The organism is Rhizobium bangladeshense (assembly GCF_017357245.1).
GTDB classification, from domain to species: Bacteria; Pseudomonadota; Alphaproteobacteria; order Rhizobiales; family Rhizobiaceae; genus Rhizobium; species Rhizobium bangladeshense.
The window spans coordinates 853,650-872,904 of the sequence record NZ_CP071612.1 but is presented as its reverse complement, the minus strand read 5'-3'; the positions used below and the strand labels follow the sequence as shown (position 1 = coordinate 872,904).

General features: G+C 62.7%; 18 protein-coding genes. 9 read left to right on the top strand and 9 right to left on the bottom strand.

Annotation, left to right across the window (positions count from 1 at the left end; translation table 11 throughout):
* Window positions 1-4 precede the first annotated feature (4 nt).
* From J2J98_RS04185 to J2J98_RS04175, 3 genes are all read left to right on the top strand, one after another.
* A complete protein-coding gene (locus tag J2J98_RS04185) occupies window positions 5-637 on the top strand; it encodes a 2-dehydro-3-deoxy-6-phosphogalactonate aldolase (protein ID WP_207602414.1) in 633 nt (210 codons plus the stop codon).
* A 4-nt stretch (window positions 638-641) separates the two neighbouring features.
* Complete coding sequence (locus J2J98_RS04180) at window positions 642-1,529, top strand: SMP-30/gluconolactonase/LRE family protein (protein ID WP_064706267.1); 888 nt, start codon at window positions 642-644, stop codon at window positions 1,527-1,529.
* Window positions 1,530-1,749: 220 nt separating this feature from the next.
* Window positions 1,750-2,355, top strand: a complete 606-nt coding sequence (locus J2J98_RS04175) for a PRC-barrel domain-containing protein (protein ID WP_207602413.1) — start codon at window positions 1,750-1,752, stop codon at window positions 2,353-2,355.
* A 277-nt stretch (window positions 2,356-2,632) separates the two neighbouring features.
* Here J2J98_RS04175 and J2J98_RS04170 read toward each other — a convergent pair whose 3' ends face one another.
* Together J2J98_RS04170 and J2J98_RS04165 are read right to left on the bottom strand one after the other, a co-directional pair.
* Window positions 2,633-3,997: a putative bifunctional diguanylate cyclase/phosphodiesterase gene (locus tag J2J98_RS04170; protein WP_064706265.1), complete on the bottom strand. Its 1,365-nt coding sequence runs from the start codon at window positions 3,995-3,997 to the stop codon at window positions 2,633-2,635.
* A 162-nt stretch (window positions 3,998-4,159) separates the two neighbouring features.
* A complete protein-coding gene (locus J2J98_RS04165) occupies window positions 4,160-5,890 on the bottom strand; it encodes a response regulator (protein WP_064706264.1) in 1,731 nt (576 codons plus the stop codon).
* A gap of 184 nt (window positions 5,891-6,074) precedes the next feature.
* On the opposite strand from J2J98_RS04165, the gene mutL reads away from it, so the two are divergent.
* On the top strand, window positions 6,075-7,877 hold the full coding sequence (gene mutL, locus J2J98_RS04160; protein ID WP_207602412.1) for a DNA mismatch repair endonuclease MutL: 1,803 nt from the start codon (window positions 6,075-6,077) through the stop codon (window positions 7,875-7,877).
* Between the two features lie 67 nt (window positions 7,878-7,944).
* Window positions 7,945-8,175 (top strand): DUF2093 domain-containing protein, encoded by a 231-nt coding sequence (locus tag J2J98_RS04155; protein WP_064706262.1) that lies wholly within the window; start codon window positions 7,945-7,947, stop codon window positions 8,173-8,175.
* Here J2J98_RS04155 and lpxK read toward each other — a convergent pair.
* From lpxK to J2J98_RS04125, 6 genes are all read right to left on the bottom strand, one after another.
* On the bottom strand, window positions 8,172-9,212 hold the full coding sequence (lpxK, locus tag J2J98_RS04150; RefSeq protein WP_207602411.1) for a tetraacyldisaccharide 4'-kinase: 1,041 nt from the start codon (window positions 9,210-9,212) through the stop codon (window positions 8,172-8,174). The genes J2J98_RS04155 and lpxK overlap by 4 nt on opposite strands.
* 101 nt (window positions 9,213-9,313) lie before the next feature.
* Window positions 9,314-10,036, bottom strand: a complete 723-nt coding sequence (locus J2J98_RS04145; protein ID WP_064706261.1) for an HAD family hydrolase — start codon at window positions 10,034-10,036, stop codon at window positions 9,314-9,316.
* Between the two features lie 9 nt (window positions 10,037-10,045).
* Window positions 10,046-11,365: a lipid IV(A) 3-deoxy-D-manno-octulosonic acid transferase gene (gene waaA / locus J2J98_RS04140; protein ID WP_064706260.1), complete on the bottom strand. Its 1,320-nt coding sequence runs from the start codon at window positions 11,363-11,365 to the stop codon at window positions 10,046-10,048.
* A gap of 140 nt (window positions 11,366-11,505) precedes the next feature.
* On the bottom strand, window positions 11,506-11,754 hold the full coding sequence (locus J2J98_RS04135; protein ID WP_064706259.1) for a DUF4170 domain-containing protein: 249 nt from the start codon (window positions 11,752-11,754) through the stop codon (window positions 11,506-11,508).
* Between the two features lie 62 nt (window positions 11,755-11,816).
* A complete protein-coding gene (locus J2J98_RS04130) occupies window positions 11,817-12,626 on the bottom strand; it encodes a 3'(2'),5'-bisphosphate nucleotidase CysQ (protein ID WP_207602410.1) in 810 nt (269 codons plus the stop codon).
* 32 nt (window positions 12,627-12,658) lie between these two features.
* A complete protein-coding gene (locus tag J2J98_RS04125; RefSeq protein ID WP_138393842.1) occupies window positions 12,659-14,005 on the bottom strand; it encodes a TldD/PmbA family protein in 1,347 nt (448 codons plus the stop codon).
* Window positions 14,006-14,123: 118 nt separating this feature from the next.
* Here J2J98_RS04125 and J2J98_RS04120 point away from each other — a divergent pair, with 118 nt between their 5' ends.
* From J2J98_RS04120 to J2J98_RS04105, 4 genes are all read left to right on the top strand, one after another.
* Complete coding sequence (locus J2J98_RS04120; protein WP_064706256.1) at window positions 14,124-15,938, top strand: monovalent cation:proton antiporter-2 (CPA2) family protein; 1,815 nt, start codon at window positions 14,124-14,126, stop codon at window positions 15,936-15,938.
* A gap of 82 nt (window positions 15,939-16,020) precedes the next feature.
* The gene (locus tag J2J98_RS04115; RefSeq protein WP_207603076.1) at window positions 16,021-16,425 is read left to right on the top strand and encodes a hypothetical protein; all 405 of its coding nucleotides are present in this window, start codon (window positions 16,021-16,023) and stop codon (window positions 16,423-16,425) included.
* Between the two features lie 85 nt (window positions 16,426-16,510).
* On the top strand, window positions 16,511-17,884 hold the full coding sequence (locus J2J98_RS04110; RefSeq protein ID WP_207602409.1) for a PepSY-associated TM helix domain-containing protein: 1,374 nt from the start codon (window positions 16,511-16,513) through the stop codon (window positions 17,882-17,884).
* A 12-nt stretch (window positions 17,885-17,896) separates the two neighbouring features.
* Window positions 17,897-18,346 carry a copper uptake system-associated protein gene (locus J2J98_RS04105; RefSeq protein ID WP_207602408.1) on the top strand — a complete coding sequence of 150 codons (450 nt, stop codon included), beginning with the start codon at window positions 17,897-17,899 and terminating at the stop codon, window positions 18,344-18,346.
* A 24-nt stretch (window positions 18,347-18,370) separates the two neighbouring features.
* On the opposite strand, the gene J2J98_RS04100 is transcribed toward J2J98_RS04105, so the two are convergent.
* Entirely contained in the window at window positions 18,371-19,252 is an 882-nt protein-coding gene (locus tag J2J98_RS04100; protein ID WP_064706253.1) for a patatin-like phospholipase family protein, read from the bottom strand.
* Between the last annotated feature and the right edge of the window lie 3 nt (window positions 19,253-19,255).

The window sequence follows — 19,255 nt, the reverse complement described above, 5'->3', positions numbered from 1 at the left end:
CACGATGAATCGTATCCCCTTCCCCGACATGAAGCGTCCGCTGATCGCCATCCTCCGCGGCATCCGGCCCGACGAGACCGAGAGCGTCGTAAGCGCCTTGATCGAAAACGGCCTGACGGCGATCGAAATTCCGCTCAACTCGCCGGAGCCGTTCAAATCCATCGAGATCGCCGCGAAGATGGCGCCGGCCGAGGTGCTGATCGGCGCCGGCACGGTGTTGACGGTCGAGGCGGTCGATAGCCTGAATGCGGCCGGCGGCAAGCTGCTGGTGACGCCAAATGTCGAGCCCGAGGTGATCATCCGGGCACGCGGCCATGGTATGGTGACGATGCCCGGCGTCTTTACGCCGACCGAAGCGCTCGCTGCTGCACGCGCCGGAGCCACTGGTCTCAAATTCTTTCCGGCGAGCGTTCTTAGTCCTTCCGGCATCACGGCGATCCGGGCGATTCTGCCGCCGGAGCTCACGATTGCCGCCGTCGGCGGCGTATCGGACAAGAATTTCGCCGATTACACCAAGGCCAGCATCTTCGCCTTCGGTCTCGGCACCAGCCTCTACAGGCCCGGAATGACCGCGGCAGAGGTTGCCGAGCGCGCGAAAGCAACCATTTACGCCTATGATGCAGCCATGGGAGCGTGAGCGTATGACCGACATTTATGAGTTCGAAGGCAAGACCCTTTGCAATACCAATTCCGTTCTCGGAGAAGGGCCGACCTATGATCCGGACAGCAATACGGTCTGGTGGTTCAACATCCTCGGCAAGGAGCTGCACGAGCTCAAACTGGCAACGGGGGAAAAGAAGGTCCATGCTCTGCCTGTTATGGCAAGCGTGCTCGCTCGCATCGATGCCGGACGGCAGCTGATCGCGACGGAGGAAGGGCTTTTCGTGCGGGATGTGGCGAGCGGCAACCTCACCTTCTATGCCGCGCTCGAAAACGACAGGCCGGAGAACCGCTCGAACGACGGCCGCACCCATCCCTCGGGGTCGCTCTGGATCGGCACGATGAGCAAGCGGGCGGAAAACCAGGCCGGCGCTATCTATCATGTCGCCGGCGGGAAGGTGACGAAGATCTTCAGCGGCATCAGCATTCCAAATTCGATCTGCTTTTCCCCCGATGGCACGATCGGCTACTATACGGATTCCCGCATCAACCGGCTGATGCGCGTCATGGTCGATCCGCAGACCGGTCTGCCCTCGGGCGAGCCGATCGTGCTGGTCGACAGCATGAACGAGCCCGGCGACATCGACGGCTCGGTGGTCGATGCCGATGGCTATATCTGGAATGCGCGCTGGGGTGCGGGCGTCGTCGATCGCTACAATCCCGATGGCTTGCGCATCTCGCGCTACAAGGTCCCCGCCGTCCAGCCCTCCTGCCCAGCCTTCATCGGCGCCAATGCCGATCGGCTGGCGGTGACGACCGCCTGGGAAGGGCTCGACGAGGATGCCCGTTCGGCTCAGCCGAGCGCCGGCGCGCTTCTGGAACTCGGCATCGGGGTCAAGGGCGTGTTCGATCCCGTCTATGTGATCTGAAACAGAGGGCTCCGCCCGTTGCCTTCAAGGCGCTCCCGAGCGGGGCGCCTTTTCGTTTCGGCGGCCGTTCACCGATAAAAGTTCCGCGAGAATCAAGATATTTTCCGTGTTTTCAACCGGAACCAATCGGCGCACCGCTCATTTTCCCTTCGAACCGGCGCGGCAAGAATCATGCATTGCCGGGTCAGCGATCACTCTAGGAAATGAAAGTAGGTTCGAAATGACACGCAAACTTTTGACGACCGTTGCCGCTGGCGCGTTGTTTGCCACGGCTTTCGCACCGGCGGCATTCTCGCAGACGGCGCCGCAGCCTGCCGACCCCGCCGCTACCAACCAGGCAGCGCCGGCTGATCCGGCTGCGCCCAAGCCGGCCACCCCTGACGTCACCCAGCCTGCGGGGGATGCTGCGCAGGCTCCTGCCGCGGCGCCGAGCACCGACACTGCCCAGGCCACCTACCTGACGGAGCAGGCTGCGGACCAGATTAGCGCCAACACCTATATCGGCCAGTCGGTCTATAATGCCAACAATGAAAGCATCGGCAGCATCAACGACCTGATCATGAAGAAGGATGGCGGCATGGTTGCTGCGATCGTCGGCGTTGGCGGCTTCCTCGGTATCGGTGAAAAGAACGTCGCCGTCCCGATGGACAAAATCACCGTCGCCCAGAATACCCAGGACGGCAGCGTCAAGCTGACGACCACCGAAACGGCTGAATCGCTGAAGGCTGCGCCCGAGTTTAAGACGCTTGCAATGCAGGCTGCAGAGAAGGCTCCGGCCGCAACCGGTACCGATACGACGGCAACCGGCTCGACCACGCCGAAGTAAACCGCGCGCGGTAGTATAGCGTAGGCGATGGCGCTCCTAGGGGCGCCATCGCTATTTGCTGAGCGCTTGTTTCACGCATCCCGTACGCACTTTGCTGGGATCGGCTTGTTTGCTTCACGCAATCCCGGACGCAAAACCGCTGCGCACTTTTGCTGGGATTGACTTGTTTGCTTCACGCATCCCGGACGCAAAACCGCTGCGCACTTTTGCTGGGATTGACTTGTTTGCTTCACGCAATCCCGGGCGCAAAACCGCTTCGCACTTTTGCTGGGATTGCTTATGCGCTGACGCGCTCGGCGAGCGTCGTATCGTAATAGTTCTCGTGCAGGAAGCGTAGCGTGGCGATGCCGTCGGCCGGGCGGCCGAAATGATAGCCCTGGCCCATGCCGCAGCCGAGCGTGCGCAGTTTCACCGCCTCGGCATAATCCTCGATGCCCTCGGCCACGACTTCCAGCTCCAGACCTTCGCACATCGCAAGGATAGCCTTGATGATGTGTTCGGAGGCGCGGTCGGAATTGATGCGCGAGACGAAGGCACGGTCGATCTTGATCTTGTCGAAGATGAAGTCGCGCAGGCGCCCGAGACTCGACTGGCCCGTGCCGAAATCGTCGAGCGAGATGCGAACGCCGGCGGCGCGAAGATCGGCGATGATGCGGTGGGCGGTGTCGGCCGAGCCCATCACCGCAGTCTCGGTGATTTCCAGTTCCAGGCGATGCGGATCGAAGCCGACACGGCCGAGGATCGACAGGATGCTGCCGCTCGTGCCGGGATCCATCAGTTGAGCCGAAGAGAGATTGAACGATAAGAAGAGTTCGCGCGGCCAGGACAAGGCTGCTTCGGCGGCCTTGCGCAGCAGGGCCTCCGACAGAGCGTCGATGAAGCCGCGCTCTTCGGCGAGCGGCACGAATACGCCGGGCGAAACGAAGCCAAGATCGGGATCGTTCCAGCGGGCGAGCGCCTCGAAGCCGAGGACTTGATTGTTGGCGAGCGAAACGATCGGCTGGAAATGAACATCGATTGCGTCGGAGATGATGGCGTTCCTGAGCGCCTGCTCCAGCTGTGTGGCGCGCTTCATCTCCTGGGCGATCTCACGCGAGTAGACGGTGATCTGACCGCGGCCGCGGCGCTTGGAACGATAGAGGGCGGTTTCGGCGCTCTTTAACAGTTCTTCGCAGTCCTCCCCCGAGAACGGATAGATGGCAAAGCCGAAGGAGGCGGAGAGACGGACATTGCGGTCGCCGAGATCATACGGCGCCGACAGCACCTCGCGGATCATCTGGCCGAATTTCTCCGCGCTCGCCCGCTCGAAAATCAACGGCAGCACGAAGGCGAATTCGTCACCATCGTGGCGGGTGACCAGCGCCCCGTCCGGAATGCAGGCCCTGAGCCGATGAGCGACCTGACAAAGGATCTCATCCCCGGCCGAAGAGCCAAAGAGATCGTTGATCGGTTTGAAGCTGTCGAGGTTGGCGATTCCGATGGTGAAGGGAGCTGGATCGCTGGCGCGCTCGGCGGAAATCTGCAGAACCCTTTCGCGCATGCGATTACGGTTTCCCAATCCGGTCAGCGGATCGGTGTAGGCCATCGCATGCAGCTCATTGTGACTCACGGTCAAGGAAGCTATGTCCGCCGATCTCATTATCCAAACCCGAGCTTCCCTCCGCAGCAGAGGAGAGAATGACCGGCATTTCTTAACAATTCGCTAGTTAATCAACCGTCTTGGCAGCCTGACCTACCCCAGTTTTGGGGAGATTGCCGCATTTGCCAGAGCAGATGTCCTCGCAGACGCGGCCAGATTCCTGTCTTATCCGCTCGCGCGAACCTGCGCAGCCTCTTCGGTCAGGTATTTCTGAAATATCGTCTCCAGCATATCGGGACTGACGGGCTTCATGATGACGTCGTCCATGCCCGCTTTGGCGCATTCGGCGCGGTCGCGCTCGAAGGCCTGGGTGAGCACGCCGACGATGGGGGTACGGGCTGCGCCGCCGGCTTCCTCCATCTGCCGGATCAGGCGGGCGGCCTCGAAACCGTTGAAGCCCGGCAGCGAAATGTCCATCAGCACCACCCCAGGCCTGTGTTCGGCCCAGAGGCGCACGACCTCGTCGCCGGTCGCCGCGATCATATGGCGATAGCCGAGGCCCTCGAGGATCTGTGAAAACACGATCTGGTTGATGTCATTGTCTTCGGCGACGAGAACCTGCAGGCCGGCAGCTTCGTCAGAAATGCTGATTTCCCAATCGGCATCCGCACCATCACCGCTGTTGCGGCTGTTGCGATTGAAATGCCGGGCGATCTGGAAGGTGAGCTCGTTGGCGATCTGAAAGCCGTCCATCACGAGCGCGGGAATGCCATATTGTTCGGAAAGCTCGAGGCAGCGCATGCCCATCTGATTGTCGATGATCAGCAGATCGAGCGAAATTCCGGAGGAGGTGGCGATTTCCAGGAACCGCTCCTCTTCATCCTCGCCTCGCACCGAGCAGGATTCGAAGCCATATTTCGCCAGCGTCCGTAGTGCGGCGGTCTCGGCAGCAAGGTCGGCGGTGACGACGAGGATCTTGCGGCCGGAGAAATTCTCCGGAACGATCGCTTCCATCGCCGCCGGCTCGCGCCGCTCCACCGCGCTCGGCACCGGCACATAGGCGCGGCGATAGCTCTGGTTGGTGGAGGTGGTGATCGCCGAGGCGCGGTCGAACTCCTCGAGATCGGAACCATCGCGCGGCAGGTCCTGCATAGTCGACACCAGGAAATAGCGGCCGGGCTTGCCGATGCGGTGCTTGCGGCTGACGATGTCGCGCTCGATGCCCCCGCGGGAGATCTGCCGCTGGCGGGAGATCGACATCTCGCCGGTTTCCAGCACGTGACGGTCGCTTTCTTCGAAGCGCTTGGCGATTTCGGGTGAGAAGAGATCTGCGCTCTTGCGCCCGAGCACCTCGTCGGCGCTCGTCTGGTATTTCTCACAAAAGGCGAGGTTTACCGCGACGTAGGTGAGATTGCGATCCTTGACGAAAAGCGGGAACGGCAGATTGTCGAGAATGTCTTCGGTAAGCTGCACCCGCTCCAAGTCCGAGCGCCACTGCTCCTCCCGCTTCTTGTCCTCGGAGATGTCGGAGATGATGGTGACGCCGTAACCGCCCGGCAGCCTGCGCTTGACGAAGCGGACCCAGCTGTCGGTGCCGTGGCGCTCGACGGACTCGAAGCGCTCGCGCCAATGCGAGGCGATCTTCTGCGACAGCCAGTCCTCCCGGCTGAGCGAGCCGCCCTGCCTGACATCATATTGCTGGCGAACGCCGGTATCGTAGATGGCGCCGAGGAAATCGCGCAGCCGGATACCGGGCTTCAGCATCTCGGACGGCAAGGGGAAGAAGTCGAGAATCTGGCGGCTTGCGAAGATCAGATGATCGTTCTTGTCGTAGATGATGAAAGCTGCCGAAAGGCTGTCGCACACCACATCGAAAAGCGCCGTCTGCAGATCGGCCTCGGCGGGAATCCCGTCGATCTTCGATGATGTGTCCGCCTTTTCGAAGCCGGCACTCATTCTCTTACGTCCCACATCTGTTCGATTTTCGCAGCTTTCGGAGGTATATGAATATAAATGCCATTTTTCTGTTAAAACCGGCTTAACACTACCTGTCCACGAATTTGGCGCCGCCATCCATAAGGTTTAGGTGAAGCGCCTGGAAAGGCCTTCCCTCCAGCCCGCGAATCCCCGAAAATAGACCATGGCCATCAGACAGCTTTCCGAAACGCTCATCAACCAGATCGCCGCCGGCGAAGTCATCGAACGGCCGGCGAGCGCTGCCAAGGAACTGATCGAAAACGCGCTCGATGCGGGGGCGACGCGCATCGAGATCGCCACGTCAGGCGGCGGCAAGGCGCTGCTGCGGGTCAGCGACAACGGCTCCGGCATGGACGCTGCCGATCTGGAACTGGCGATCAGGCGCCACTGCACCTCGAAGATCTCCGGGTCGCTGGAGGATATTAGAACGCTCGGCTTCCGCGGCGAGGCGCTGCCTTCGATCGGGTCCGTCGCGAGGCTCAGCATCGCAAGCCGCAAGCGCGACAGCGCCGGCGGCCACGAGATCGCCGTTGCCGGCGGCAAGATCTTGCATATCAGGCCGGCCGCCGCCAATCCCGGCACGATCGTCGAAGTGCGCGACCTGTTCTTCGCCACACCCGCCCGGCTCAAATTCCTGAAGACGGAGAAGGCCGAAGCCGGCGCCATTACCGAGATCGTCAAACGCATGGCGATCGCGTTCCCCGCCGTGCGCTTCGTACTGTCGGGCTCGGACCGCACAACGCTGGAATTTCCGGCGACGGGCGACGATCATCTGGCGCGCATGGCGCAGGTACTCGGCAAGGATTTCAGCGACAACGCCATTGCGCTAGACGCCGTGCGCGAAGAGATCTCGCTGACCGGCTTTGCCGGCGTGCCGACCTTCAACCGCGGCAATTCCGCCCATCAATACGCCTTCGTCAACGGCCGTCCGGTGCAGGACAAGCTGATCCTTTCGGCGATCCGCGGCGCCTATGCCGAGACGATCCCGTCCGGACGCTATCCGGTGGCAGTGCTGTCGATCACCCTCGATCCGGCTCTCGTCGACGTTAACGTGCATCCGGCAAAATCCGACGTACGCTTCCGCGACCCAGGCCTGGTGCGCGGCCTGATCGTCGGCGCCATCCGTGAGGCCCTGGCGCGCGACGGCAGCCGGGCGGCCACGACCGGAGCGGGCGATATGCTGCGCGCCTTCCGTCCGGGTTTTCAGCCGAAGGCTGATCGGCCGCAGGGAGGATGGTCGGCCGAAACCTCGCCCTCTCGGCCTTATCAGCCGCCAGCGAGTTTCGGCGAAAGACCCCAGGCCGCCTTCGACGGCCTTTCGATGCCGACGGCGAGGGCCGAGCCGCAGCTTTCGCCGCAGCGGGCAGCGCCTGAACCGGCCGCGCGCTATCCGCTCGGCGCGGCACGGGCGCAGATCCATGCCAACTACATCGTCGCCCAGACCGAGGACGGGCTCGTCATCGTCGATCAGCATGCGGCGCATGAGCGGCTGGTCTTCGAGGCGATGCGCAAGGCGCTGCATTCCAAGCGGCTGGCCTCGCAGGTGCTGCTTATCCCGGAAATCGTCGACATTCCGGAGGAGGATTGCGACCGGCTGATGCTGCACGCAACCGAGTTTGCCGAACTCGGTCTGGCGATCGAGCGCTTCGGTCCCGGTGCGATCGCGGTGCGCGAAACACCGGCCATGCTCGGCGAGGTCGACGCTCATGGCCTAATCCGCCAGCTTGCCGACGAGATCGCCGAATGGGATACGGCGTCTGGCCTATCGGCCAAGCTCGAATATGTGGCAGCCACCATGGCCTGCCACGGATCGGTTCGCTCCGGCCGGCGGCTGCGGCCGGAGGAAATGAACGCGCTGCTGAGGGAAATGGAAGTGACACCCGGCTCCGGCCAGTGCAATCACGGTCGGCCGACCTATATCGAGTTGAAGCTTAGCGATATCGAGCGGCTTTTCGGCAGAAGCTAAAAAAGCTGGCAAAGCCGCGTTTGCGGGAGTATGGCAAACGGATGACAGACTGTAGGGAACGGAGCGCATGAACTTGTTCGAAGGGCACGGAAACCGTGAGGCGAAGATCCGCTATCTCGACGGCGATTTCCAGATTCTCTCGCCCGGCTCCTATGTCGTCTGCGCGATGACCGGCAAAAATATCCCGCTCGACGAGCTGCGCTACTGGAGTGTTGCCCGCCAGGAGCCCTATGCCGACGTGATCGCGGCGATCGAGGCTGATAAACGCGCCGGCGTGCTGCCGAACCAGCGGCGTTAACGCGCTTTCAATTCCTTGAGGCGCCGCTCACGGCAGGCAATGATTGCCCTGTCGATGATCAGGCCTGGGGCGAGATGATCCTCAAAGACCATGTCGACTTCGATCACCCGGGTCTTCTGCGCCAGCTGCTCCGCTTTGCCGTGATGGCCGGACAGGCGAACGAAATCCTTCGACGTGGTGACGATCAGGAGGTCCTGGCGCTCGGCGGTCATCAGGATATCGTCGATCTCCTCCTCGGTCAGGTGCTCGTGGTCGCCGAAGGTCTTGGCGACGGCGATCTCGGCGCCACGCGATTCGACGGTGCGGAAAAATTTGGCAGGATCGGCGATACCGGCGAAGGCGAGCACCTTGACGCCGGCAAGCCTGTCGTCGCCGCGTACCTTGAGCGAAGCGGTAAAATAGGGCTTCGCTGCGCGCGCCGCCATGCGGACGATCGCGTCTGCAGCATTGCCACCGCCGACTTTCAGCAGCGCCGTCGCCGAGCGCAGTTGCTGACGGATCGGCGCGCGGACCGGTCCGGCCGGAACGATATGGCCGTTGCCAAGGCCGCGCGTCGCGTCGATGACGAGCAGGGCATAGTCGATCGCCAGCCGGGCGCTCTGAAAACCATCATCCATGATGATGAGGTCGGCGCCTTCCGCCACCAGGCGCCGTGCGCCGTCGACCCGCCGGCGGGAAATCACGGTCAGCGCCTCTTGGGCGAGCAAGAGCGGTTCATCGCCGACGGCGACCGCTCGGTGATGATGGGGATCGACCACCGTCGTCACGTCGAGCGAGCCGCCATAACCTCTGCTGAGAAAGCCCGGTTTCAGGCCTTTCGCCTTGGCGGCGCGGGCGAGCGTCAGCGCCGTCGGCGTCTTGCCGGCGCCGCCGACGGTGAAATTGCCGACGCAGATGACGGGAACCGAAACCGAGGCGCGGCGCGCATGGGCCATGCGATGGCCGGCGACACGGCCGTAGAGAAAGGAAAGCGGCGTCAGCAGCCAGGCCCGCCAATCGGCTTTCCTCCACCAGAACGGCGGCGCTTCGGATATCATTTTGCGGTTCCGCTCCCCTGCCCGCCCTGCGACGATCAGCTCCGTGCCTCGACCGGCCGGATTGAGAAGCCAAAACCGGTGAAAATGCAAGTCCTTACATATCAGGCTGGCTGCAGATCCGGCAGCAACGTCTCAATGGCAGTGATGTCGTCGAGCACATGATCGGCGGCGGCAGCAAGCGAATCGCGTGACCCGGTTCCGGTCAACACGGCGATCCTAAGTCCCGTTCCGGCATTCAGGCCCATGTGCAGGTCGTGATTGTTGTCGCCGACGATGGCGACCTCGGACGGCAAAAGGCCTGTCGCGGCGCAAAAGCCGAGCACCATGCCCGGCTCCGGCTTGACGCCGAAGCCGCTGTCATAGCCGGCGATATAATCGACATAGCGGGCGAAACCGAAGCGCTCCGCCGTCTGGCGGATGGAGCGTTCATTGTCGCTGGATGCGACGCCGAGCTTAAAACCGCGCCGATGAAGCCTTGCGAAGAAGGCAGCAAGGTCCGTCACCGGCACGGAAAATTCAGCGGCGCCGGAGAAGAGGTCGTCGAGACGGATCGTCAACGCCCCGATATCGACCATCGAGCCGGCGGCGACGAGGCCCTCGGCGATCTGACGGGTGTTGCCAGCGGCAAGCAGGCTGTCGGGAACGATATGCCCGGTAACAGGATCCATACCGCAGGCCGACAGGAGCCGGTCCGCCAGAAGCGGATCACCCTCAGCGGCGATGCGGGCAAGCTCGCGATTGACCGGCAGCCAGCTCTCATCATAGTCGAGCAGCGTGCCATCCTTGTCGAAAAGGATGCCTTTGATATTGGCCGGGCCCGACATCGCGTCTCCTCAGACCTGGGCCGCGGCCTTGGGCAACAGACGTGCCTTGACCGTCAGCGGATTGATATAGGGTTCGAGCCCCTTCACCGTTGCCGATAGTGCACCGCGCATCTCGTGCACGGAGGCGATACCGGCCTCGATCATCTTGCGGCGGGCTTCCTCATTGGTCAGCAGGTAATGCACGCCCTTGGCCAGCATTTCGGTATCCCGCACCATGCGGGCGCTGCCACTGCGGGCGAGCTTCTGATAGGCCTCGCGAAAATTCTGCACAGCGCCGCCGGAGAGAATGGCGCAGCCAAGCATGGCGGGCTCCAGCGGGTTCTGACCGCCCTCGGCGAAGAGCGAGCGGCCGACGAAAGCGATTTCGGTCAGACGGAGATAAAGCCCCATTTCGCCGATCGTGTCGCCAAGGAAAATATCGACATCCGCGGAGAGGACGTCATCGCGGGTGCGGCGGGCGACTTTCAGCCCCTGCTTGACCAGTGCCGCCTCGATCTCGTCGCTGCGCTCGGGATGGCGCGGTACGATGATCGTCAATTGACGATCGCGCTCCTTCAGGGCGCGATGGACGATGCCTGCGGCATTCTCCTCGCCATCAAAGGTGGAGATCGCCGCCCAAGTTTTGCGATCGCCGATCTGCTTTTTGTAGCGGGCGAGGACGGCGCTGTCATAGGGCGGTGCGTCCGTATCGACCTTCAGATTGCCAGAGGTGATGACGGGGACAGCACCAAGATCGCGGAAACGTTCGGCATCGACATCGGATTGAGCGATGACGAGGGCGAGGTTCTCGAACAACGCTTCCGCAATCGACGGTCGGCGGCGCCAACGGGCAAAGGAGCGATCGGACATTCGGGCATTGACAAGGATCTGCGGGATGCGGCGATGGCCAAGCTCCAGCACCGTCGCCGGCCAGATCTCGGATTCGGCGATGATGGCGCAATCGGGCTGCCAATAATCGAGGAAGCGGCTGACGGATGGTTTCAGGTCGAGCGGCACATATTGATGGATCGCCTCCTGGCCGAGGCGCTCGGCGGCGAGCCTGGCGGAGGTGATAGTGCCGGTTGTCAGTACGACATGGATATCTCGGCGGCGGATTTCGCGGATCAGCGGGATGACGGCATTGGTTTCGCCCACACTTGCGGCATGAAACCAGACGAGCGGGCCCTGCGGCCGGTTGGCGCTCGGATAGCCGAAGCGTTCCAGGCGGCGCGCACGGTCTTCCTTGCCCTTGGCGGTGCGGTAGGTGAGATAGAGACCGACGACCGGAGAGGCGATGGTTCCCGCCAGACGGTATGTGCTCAGACCGAGCCGCGCCATCCGAGAGCTCATCGCGCCAGCCTTCGACCCAAGACGATCGACATCAAACCCATTCCCTAATTATCGTTGCGGCCGGAATGGCCGATCAATTTGTTCAGAATGCGTCAAACGATCCGGATCGACGGCCCACTCGCTGGCGGCTGCTGCCGCGGTCAGTTGCCCCTGGCCTTTTCCTGCGGATCGAGCAGACGGTGCATATGGACGATGAAATAGCGCATATGCGCATTGTCGACCGTCTGCTGCGCCTTCGCCTTCCAGGCCGTGAGCGCCGTTGCATAATCGGGAAAAATGCCGACGATATCGAGGCCGTTCAGATCACGGAACTGGACGTCATCGAGGCTTTCCAGTTCGCCGCCGAAAACCAGGTGCAAAAGCTGCTTCTTGTCGCTGGAGTCAGTCATTTTCTTGTTCTCTTTCTGCCTAGTTCCCCCGTCACCTCATCTGCGGGATTTTGACGGAAACGTCAACCGTCTCGTCGCCCGCCAAAGGCCGTGAGGAACTCATCGATGCGGGGCGCCGGTGCGGCACAGAGGACCTTGTGGGTGACGTCGGCCCTGTTGTAGACGATCGGCTTGCCTTCGAGGTCGACGAGGCCGCCGCCGGCGCAGGCCAGAACGAGATCGGCGGCGGCAAGGTCCCAGTCGTGCGAATTGCCCTTGACGAAGGTGCCTTCGAGACGGCCGTCCGCCACCATGGCGATACGATAGGCAAGCGAGGGAACATATTTCTCGCGTCTGACGCGGTTACGGAACGCCGGCGGAAATGTCTTCAACAGGTCCTCACCGATGGCGAGCCGGCTCAATTCGTCCGGCCCGGCGGCGGAAACGGTGAAGGGCATGCCGTTCTTCAGCGCCACGCCGCCATCGACGGCCTCGTAGAACTCTTCGAGCGCCGGCGCATAAAGCACGCCGGCGACGGGACGGCCGCGATGCACGACCGCGACGCTGACGCACCAGACCTTCTGCCCGCCAAGGAAGGCGCGGGTGCCGTCGATCGGATCGACGATGAACAGCGTCTCGCGCGAGAGGCGGCCGGCATCGTCCTCGGTTTCCTCGGACAGCCAGCCATAATCAGGCCGCGCCTTGCGCAAGATCGTTTCAAGCGTCTTGTTGGCGGCGAAATCGGCGGCGCTGACCGGAGACCGGTCGCCGTTCTTCCACCAGACTTCGGGAGACTGGTTGAAGAAGCCGTAGGCGACCGCACCGGCCTCCTTCGCAGCATCGGCGATCAAGGCGAGATCGCTCTGCCAGCGGAGCTTTTCCCTATCGCTCATCCCGTCAATCCATTTCCTGCTGCCCGTTTTTTTCACTGGCCGGCGAGCGTCATGCCTTCGATCGCGAAGGTCGGAGCCGCGACGCCGAACTTGCGGTCGATGTCATTTGCCGGCGTCAGGCGCATGAACATATCCTTGAGGTTCGAGGCGATCGTCACCTCGGACACCGGGAAAGCGAGTTCGCCGTTCTCGATCCAGAAGCCGGTGGCGCCGCGGCTGTATTCGCCGGTGATCATGTTGACCCCGTGGCCGATCAGTTCGGTGACGTAAAAACCGTTGCCGACGCTGCGGACCAGTTCCTCCGGCGAGATGTCGCCTGGTTCAAGGGCAAGGTTGGTGGAAGCCGGCGTGACGGCGCTACCGCCGCGCACGCCGCGGCCATTGGTCTGGAGGCCGAGTTCGCGGGCGGTCGAAGTCGAGAGGAACCAGTGCTTCAGGACACCGTCTTCGATCATGACGAGCCGTTCGCCTGATACGCCCTCCCCGTCGAAGGGACGCGAGGAAGGCCCGCGCACGACCAGCGGGTCGTCGGTGATCGACAAGCCCGACTTCAGCACCTGCTGACCCATTCTGTCACGCAGGAAGCTGGTCTTTCGGGCGACGGCGGCACCGTTGATCGCACCGGCGATATGGCCGACGAAGCCGCGGGCGACACGCGGATCGAAGACGACGGTGACGTTCTTGCCCGTGGGCACCTGGCGCGGATTGATGCGCTTGACCACCCGTTCGCCGGCACGGCGGCCGATTTCGGAGGGGTTGTCGAGCTCGGCGTAATAGAGCCGGCTGTCGAAGTCATAGTCACGCTCCATGCCGGTGCCTTCACCTGCGATGACGCTGACGGAGTTGCCGAAACGGGAGGCCATGTAGCTGCCTTCGAAACCATGCGAAGTGGCAAGAACGAGGCCGCCCATGCCGGCCGACGCGCCGGCGCCGGAGGAATTGGTGACGCCATTGACGGCAAGTGCAGCCGTCTCGGCGGCAAGAGCCGCCTCGCGCAGCATTTCCGAGGAGACTTCCGTGGCATCGAACAGTTGCAGGTCAGGGTAGGACTTCGCAAGGCCCGCCTCGTCCGCAAGGCACGCGAAAGGGTCTTCCGGAGAAACCTTGGCCATGGCGACGGCACGTTCGGCAAGCGCCTGCAGGTCGAAGCCCGGATTGGCCGAAACGCTGGCGACGCGCTTGCCGATAAAGACGCGCAACGAAAAATCGTCGCTTTCGGAGGATTCCGTTCCCTCGACCTTGCCGAGCCGAACGCTGACCGATTGCGAGCGAGAGCGCACGACGACGGCGTCGGCGGCGTCGGCCCCTGCCTTCCTTGCCAGATCGATCAATTGAGTTGCGCGGGAAAGAAGTGTCGAGGAATCGATTTCTGAGGACATGATTTGGCCTTTCCTTCGGCTTCCATTTATTGTGCACTCTGTCAGGCATCAAGGCCGCCGCCGCCGATTCTTTGTGAGGGCAGCCGGATGTTTCCCGCCATCGAAAGAAATTGCCAGCATGTCAGCGCCCAACGACCTTTTTTCCGAAACGATCCTGCTGCTCGGCGGCGCGGTGGTCGCCGCTCCGATCTTCAAGAAGCTCGGGCTTGGCACGGTGCTCGGCTACCTCGCCGCCGGCATCGTCATCGGCCCGGTCTTCCACGGCATTACCGACGGCGAACAGATCCTTGCCGTCGCCGAGCTGGGCGTCGTCTTCCTGCTCTTCATCATCGGCCTGGAGCTGAAGCCAAGCCGCCTCTGGCAGATGCGGCGCGACATCTTCGGCCTCGGCACGGCGCAAGTGATGGCGACAGGGCTGGTGCTGACCCTGCTCGCCTGGTTTTCTGAAGTCCTCGATTGGCGCGGCAGCATCGTCGCCGGCTTCGGCCTGGCGTTGTCTTCGACGGCCTTCGCCATGCAGATCCTCGAAGGCGACGGTGACGTCAATACGAGATACGGGCAGCGTTCCTTCTCAATGCTCCTGTTCCAGGACCTGGCGATCGTGCCGCTGCTCGCGCTGATCACCGTTCTCGACGGCAGCGGCGAGGGCAGTAACGCGCCGCTTTCCGATTTCGCCATCGCCATCGGCGCGGTGGCGGCGATGATCGTCATGGGACGCTATCTGCTGACGCCGCTCTTCCAGGTCATTGCCCGTACCGGCGCGCGCGAGGCGATGATCGCGGCAGCTCTTTTCGTCGTCATGGGATCGGCAAGCCTCATGCAGCTTGCCGGGCTTTCGATGGCGATGGGCGCTTTCCTGTCCGGCGTGATGCTCGCCGAATCCTCCTACCGGCACGAACTGGAGGCCGATATCGAGCCTTTCCGCGGCGTGCTGCTCGCCATCTTCTTCATAGCCGTCGGCCTGTCGCTGGAGCTCGGCGTTCTTCTCGACAATGCGCTCTTCGTCATCGTCGCAGTGCCGATCGTCATGGCCGTCAAGGCGATCATCATCTATGGGCTCTGCCGGATATCGGGCTCTGCGCACAATGACGCGATCCGGATCGCCTTTCTGCTGCCGCAGGGCGGCGAATTCGGTTTCGTGCTGTTCACCACCGCAGGTGCGGCCGGGCTGATGTCGACGAGCACTGCATCGCTGCTGGTGGCGATCGTCACGCTGTCCATGGCGCTGACGCCGATCGGCGCGGCGCTGTCGAAGCGGCTGCTCAACGGCGATGAACAGGAGGAACTGGACGAGGATTTCGAAGGCGCCGGCGCCGACGTGCTGATGATCGGCTTCTCGCGTTTCGGCCAGATCGCCGCCCAGATCCTGCTTGCCGGCGGGCGCAGCGTCACCGTCATCGATTTCTCCGCCGACCGCATCCGCCAAGCCTCCTCCTTCGGCTTCCGCATCTATTTCGGCGACGGCACCCGAAAGGATGTGCTGCGCTCGGCGGGGATCGACCGGGCGAAAATCGTGCTCGTCTGCACCCAGAAGAAGGAGATCACCGACAAGGTGGTGGAACTGGTACAGGCGGATTATCCGCATACCCGCCTTTATGTGCGCTCCTACGACCGCCTCCATTCGATCGAACTGCGCAACAAGGGCGTTGATTATGAGCTACGCGAAACGCTGGAATCCGGGCTGCTGTTCGGACGGCGAACGCTGGAAGCGCTCGGCGTCTCCGAAATCGACGCCTTTGACATCGGCGAGGATATCCGCAAGCGCGACGAGGCGCGGCTGGCGCTGCAGGTTTCCGAAGGGCTGCAAGCCGGTCGCGATATGCTGTTTGCCCACCCTGTCCGTCCCGAACCGCTGGTCAAGCCTAAGCGGGCCGCCGATCCCTTCGGGGACGATCCGCTGGCCGGCACCGCGGAGGCGACGGCGGACGCCTGACCGCGGCTGATCGTCTTGCGAAATTGACGCATTGAACCCGGGCCTGCGAGCGTCTATCAGACGGGCGGCTGGAGAGAGCATGGTGATCAGACGGGTGAGATACATCGAAGAATGGGCGCTGCGCATCCTGTGCGCGCTCACGCTCGTTCTCGTCGGATTCGCCCATCAGCCTCCTGCCATCGCCGGCGATCCCGGTCCGGCGGGCCTTGCCCAACATGTGCTTCCTGATGGGACGCTGCCGACGCTTTGCGTCACCGTCAGCGACACGTCCGATCAGGGCCGGCAAGACAAAATTCATTCGCATGGCTGCGAGGCCTGCCGGATCAGCGCCTCGGTCCTGATGCCGGCGCTGGCTGATGTCGCCGGCGCTCCCATAGTCTTTGCGGCCGCGGTCGAATTGCCGCGTCGGGCAGAGAGCTTCCGGCGCCGGCCTTTCCCGCCCAATACCCGTCCCCGCGCGCCTCCCTCCGATCCGATCCTTGCCTGAACTTCGTGTTGCGGCGGGCGCCGTGACGCGCCTTTCAACGCCGGCCGAGCTGCATGGCATCGGCCGTGGATACGGACCCATTCTGATGTCAACTATTTCCGCTGCCGCAGCGGTAGAGGGCGCCGCAAGCGGCGTTTCGCTCTACCGCGCCATCTGGCGCTGGCATTTCTTCGCCGGGCTTCTGGTCATACCTTTCATGCTCAATCTCGCCGTTACCGGATCGCTCTATCTTTTCAAGGATGAGATCAACAGCACCTTCTTCGGCTATCGTTACACCGTCCAGCCGACCGGCAAGGCGCTGTCCGCCGAGCGGATCGCAGAAATCGCCGCATCGGCCGTGCCTGACGCAAAGGCGACATCCTATAAGGATCCGGCTCGGGCCGATCGGTCGGCCATCGTCACGCTGTCCGGCAGTACGGGCTCGACGCTGGTTTTCGTCAATCCTTATGACGGCAAGGTGCTCGATGTCATCAAATCGACCGACGAGTTCAACTATGTGGTCAAGCGCATCCACAGCCTCGCCTATTTCGGCAGCATTGCGAACCGGCTGACGGAAATTGCCGGCGGCTTCGCCATGGTGCTCGTCGTCACCGGCATTTACCTCTGGTGGCCGCGACGCCAGACTGGGGGCGTCGTAACGGTGCGGGGAACACCCGGCCGGCGCGTTTTCTGGCGCGATCTTCATGCGGTGACCGGCGCTTTCGCAGGCATGCTGATCTTCTTCCTTGCGATCACCGGGATGCCGTGGTCGGGCTATTGGGGCGCCAACGCCAATGCCTGGCTGACCGAGCACGGCCTCGGCTACCCGGTCCAGCTCTGGGACGCGGTGCCGAAGTCGCGCAAAGTTGCCGAGGACATTCTTCCGAAGAGCGGCTGGGTCATCGAGAAGGCGCCGGTTCCGCTTTCCGATATCGCCGCGGCGCAGTCAGCAAGACCGATCGGGCTCGACAAAGCCGTCGAGATCGCCAGACGGCTCGGCATGACGCGGGGCTTCGATGTGGCGATCCCTTCGGAGGAGACCGGCGTCTATACAGCCTCTGTTTATCCGGACGATCTTGCCGGCGAACGTACCGTCCATATCGACCAGTATTCCGGCAAAGCCTTGATCGATGTTGCCTTCGATCAATATCCGTTCCTTGGCAGGGCGATCGAGTGGGGCATCAATGTCCACCAGGGACAGGAATGGGGACTTTTCAACCAACTGCTGATGCTCGCCACCTGCCTCGCCATCATTCTAAGCTCGGTGACGGCCGTCGTCATGTGGTGGAAACGGCGGCCGGCCGGCGGCCTCGGCGTGCCACCCATGCCGCCGAAGCGCTCGGTCTATTACGGTCTGTGGGTGATTGCGGGGCTTTTTGGCGTCGCTTTCCCGATGAGCGGGCTCGCCATTCTCGTCATGATCGCCTTCGACCAGATCGTCGTGCGGTTCGTGCCGCTGCTGAAACGCGCTCTTGCCTGAGGAGGACATCCGATGAAGACGATCATCGCTATTCTTGCAGGCCTGCTGCTCGCATCCGTGGCATCTGCAGACGACGATCCGCAACAGGTGATACCGGCAGGGCTGAAGATGATGTTCGAAAGACCGGACAAGCCGCTCGATATCAACCCGGTCGTCGTTCAGGCCGGTTGGGCGATCGTCGGGTGGCGACAGGACGGACGGGGCGGACGCGTCCTCATGAAGAAGACGCATCATGGCTGGAGCGCCTATCTCTGCAGCGGCGACAGTTTGAAGGATGCCGGGACGCTGGAAAAACTTGGGCTCCCGGCCGATGACGCCGCCGCCCTGGCTGGCAAGCTGGAGAATGCCGAGGCCGGCCTCGATTCGTCCGCGCTCGCGCTCTTCTCAAGCTTCGAGGGTACAGTCATGCTGAACGACGCATCGACCGGCGCGGCCGGCGGCCATGAGGGTCACGGGCCGTGAGCTCACACCCTCAGGCATTCTGCTTTAGCGCTTCAGCCGCGCCTCGATTTCGCGGTCGAGGGCGAATTTCAGGTCGTCCTTGACGCCGACGGACATGGCCAGCACTTCGCGGGCCTTGAGGAAATCCATGACACCGGTGCGGCCGACCGTCGGGCGCAGAAAAATGTGCGGCTGGCAAAGCTTCAGCTTTAGGGAGATCGCCGTCTGCATCATCAGCTGGCCGGACCCGAAGATGCTCTCCATGCGGTTCGGGATATGAGTGCCGTCGCCTTCCGGCGCGCCGACGACATCGATGCCGATGACGATGTCAGCCAGATCCATCAGGCATTCATAGGGGACCGGATTGCTGATGCCACCATCGATCATCACGCGGCCATGCAGGCGCACCGGCATGAAAACGGCTGGAATGGAGGAAGAAGCGGCCAGTGCAGGAAAGAGCTCGCCCGCTTCGATGATGACCTGGTTCTGCCCATAATAGTCCGTCGTGATGACCTTCATCGGCACCAGCAGATCGTCAAATCGGGCCGGCAGCTCTGACGGCAGGAAGGCTTTCAGGATTCGCTCCAGATTGAACTGGCCAATGCGGATGCCTTTGGCCACCGCATCGCGCACGGTGGTCGGCCTCAGGCCCCAGATGCGGGCCACAACGGCCGTCTTATTGCCGACGGTGGCCAGCGCATGTTCGCGGATTTCAGCGCCGGACATACCGGCGGCCATGCCGGCCCCCATGATGGCGCCGATCGACGAACCTGCAATCGCCACCGGGCGGATGCCGAGTTCGTCGAGGGTTTCGATGATATGAATATGAGAAAGGCCGCGTGCGCCGCCGCCACCGAAGGCGACCGCGACTGTCGGCAAATCGCTGATCGCAGGCAGTTTCGGACTGATGATCTCTGCCTGCTGCACGCC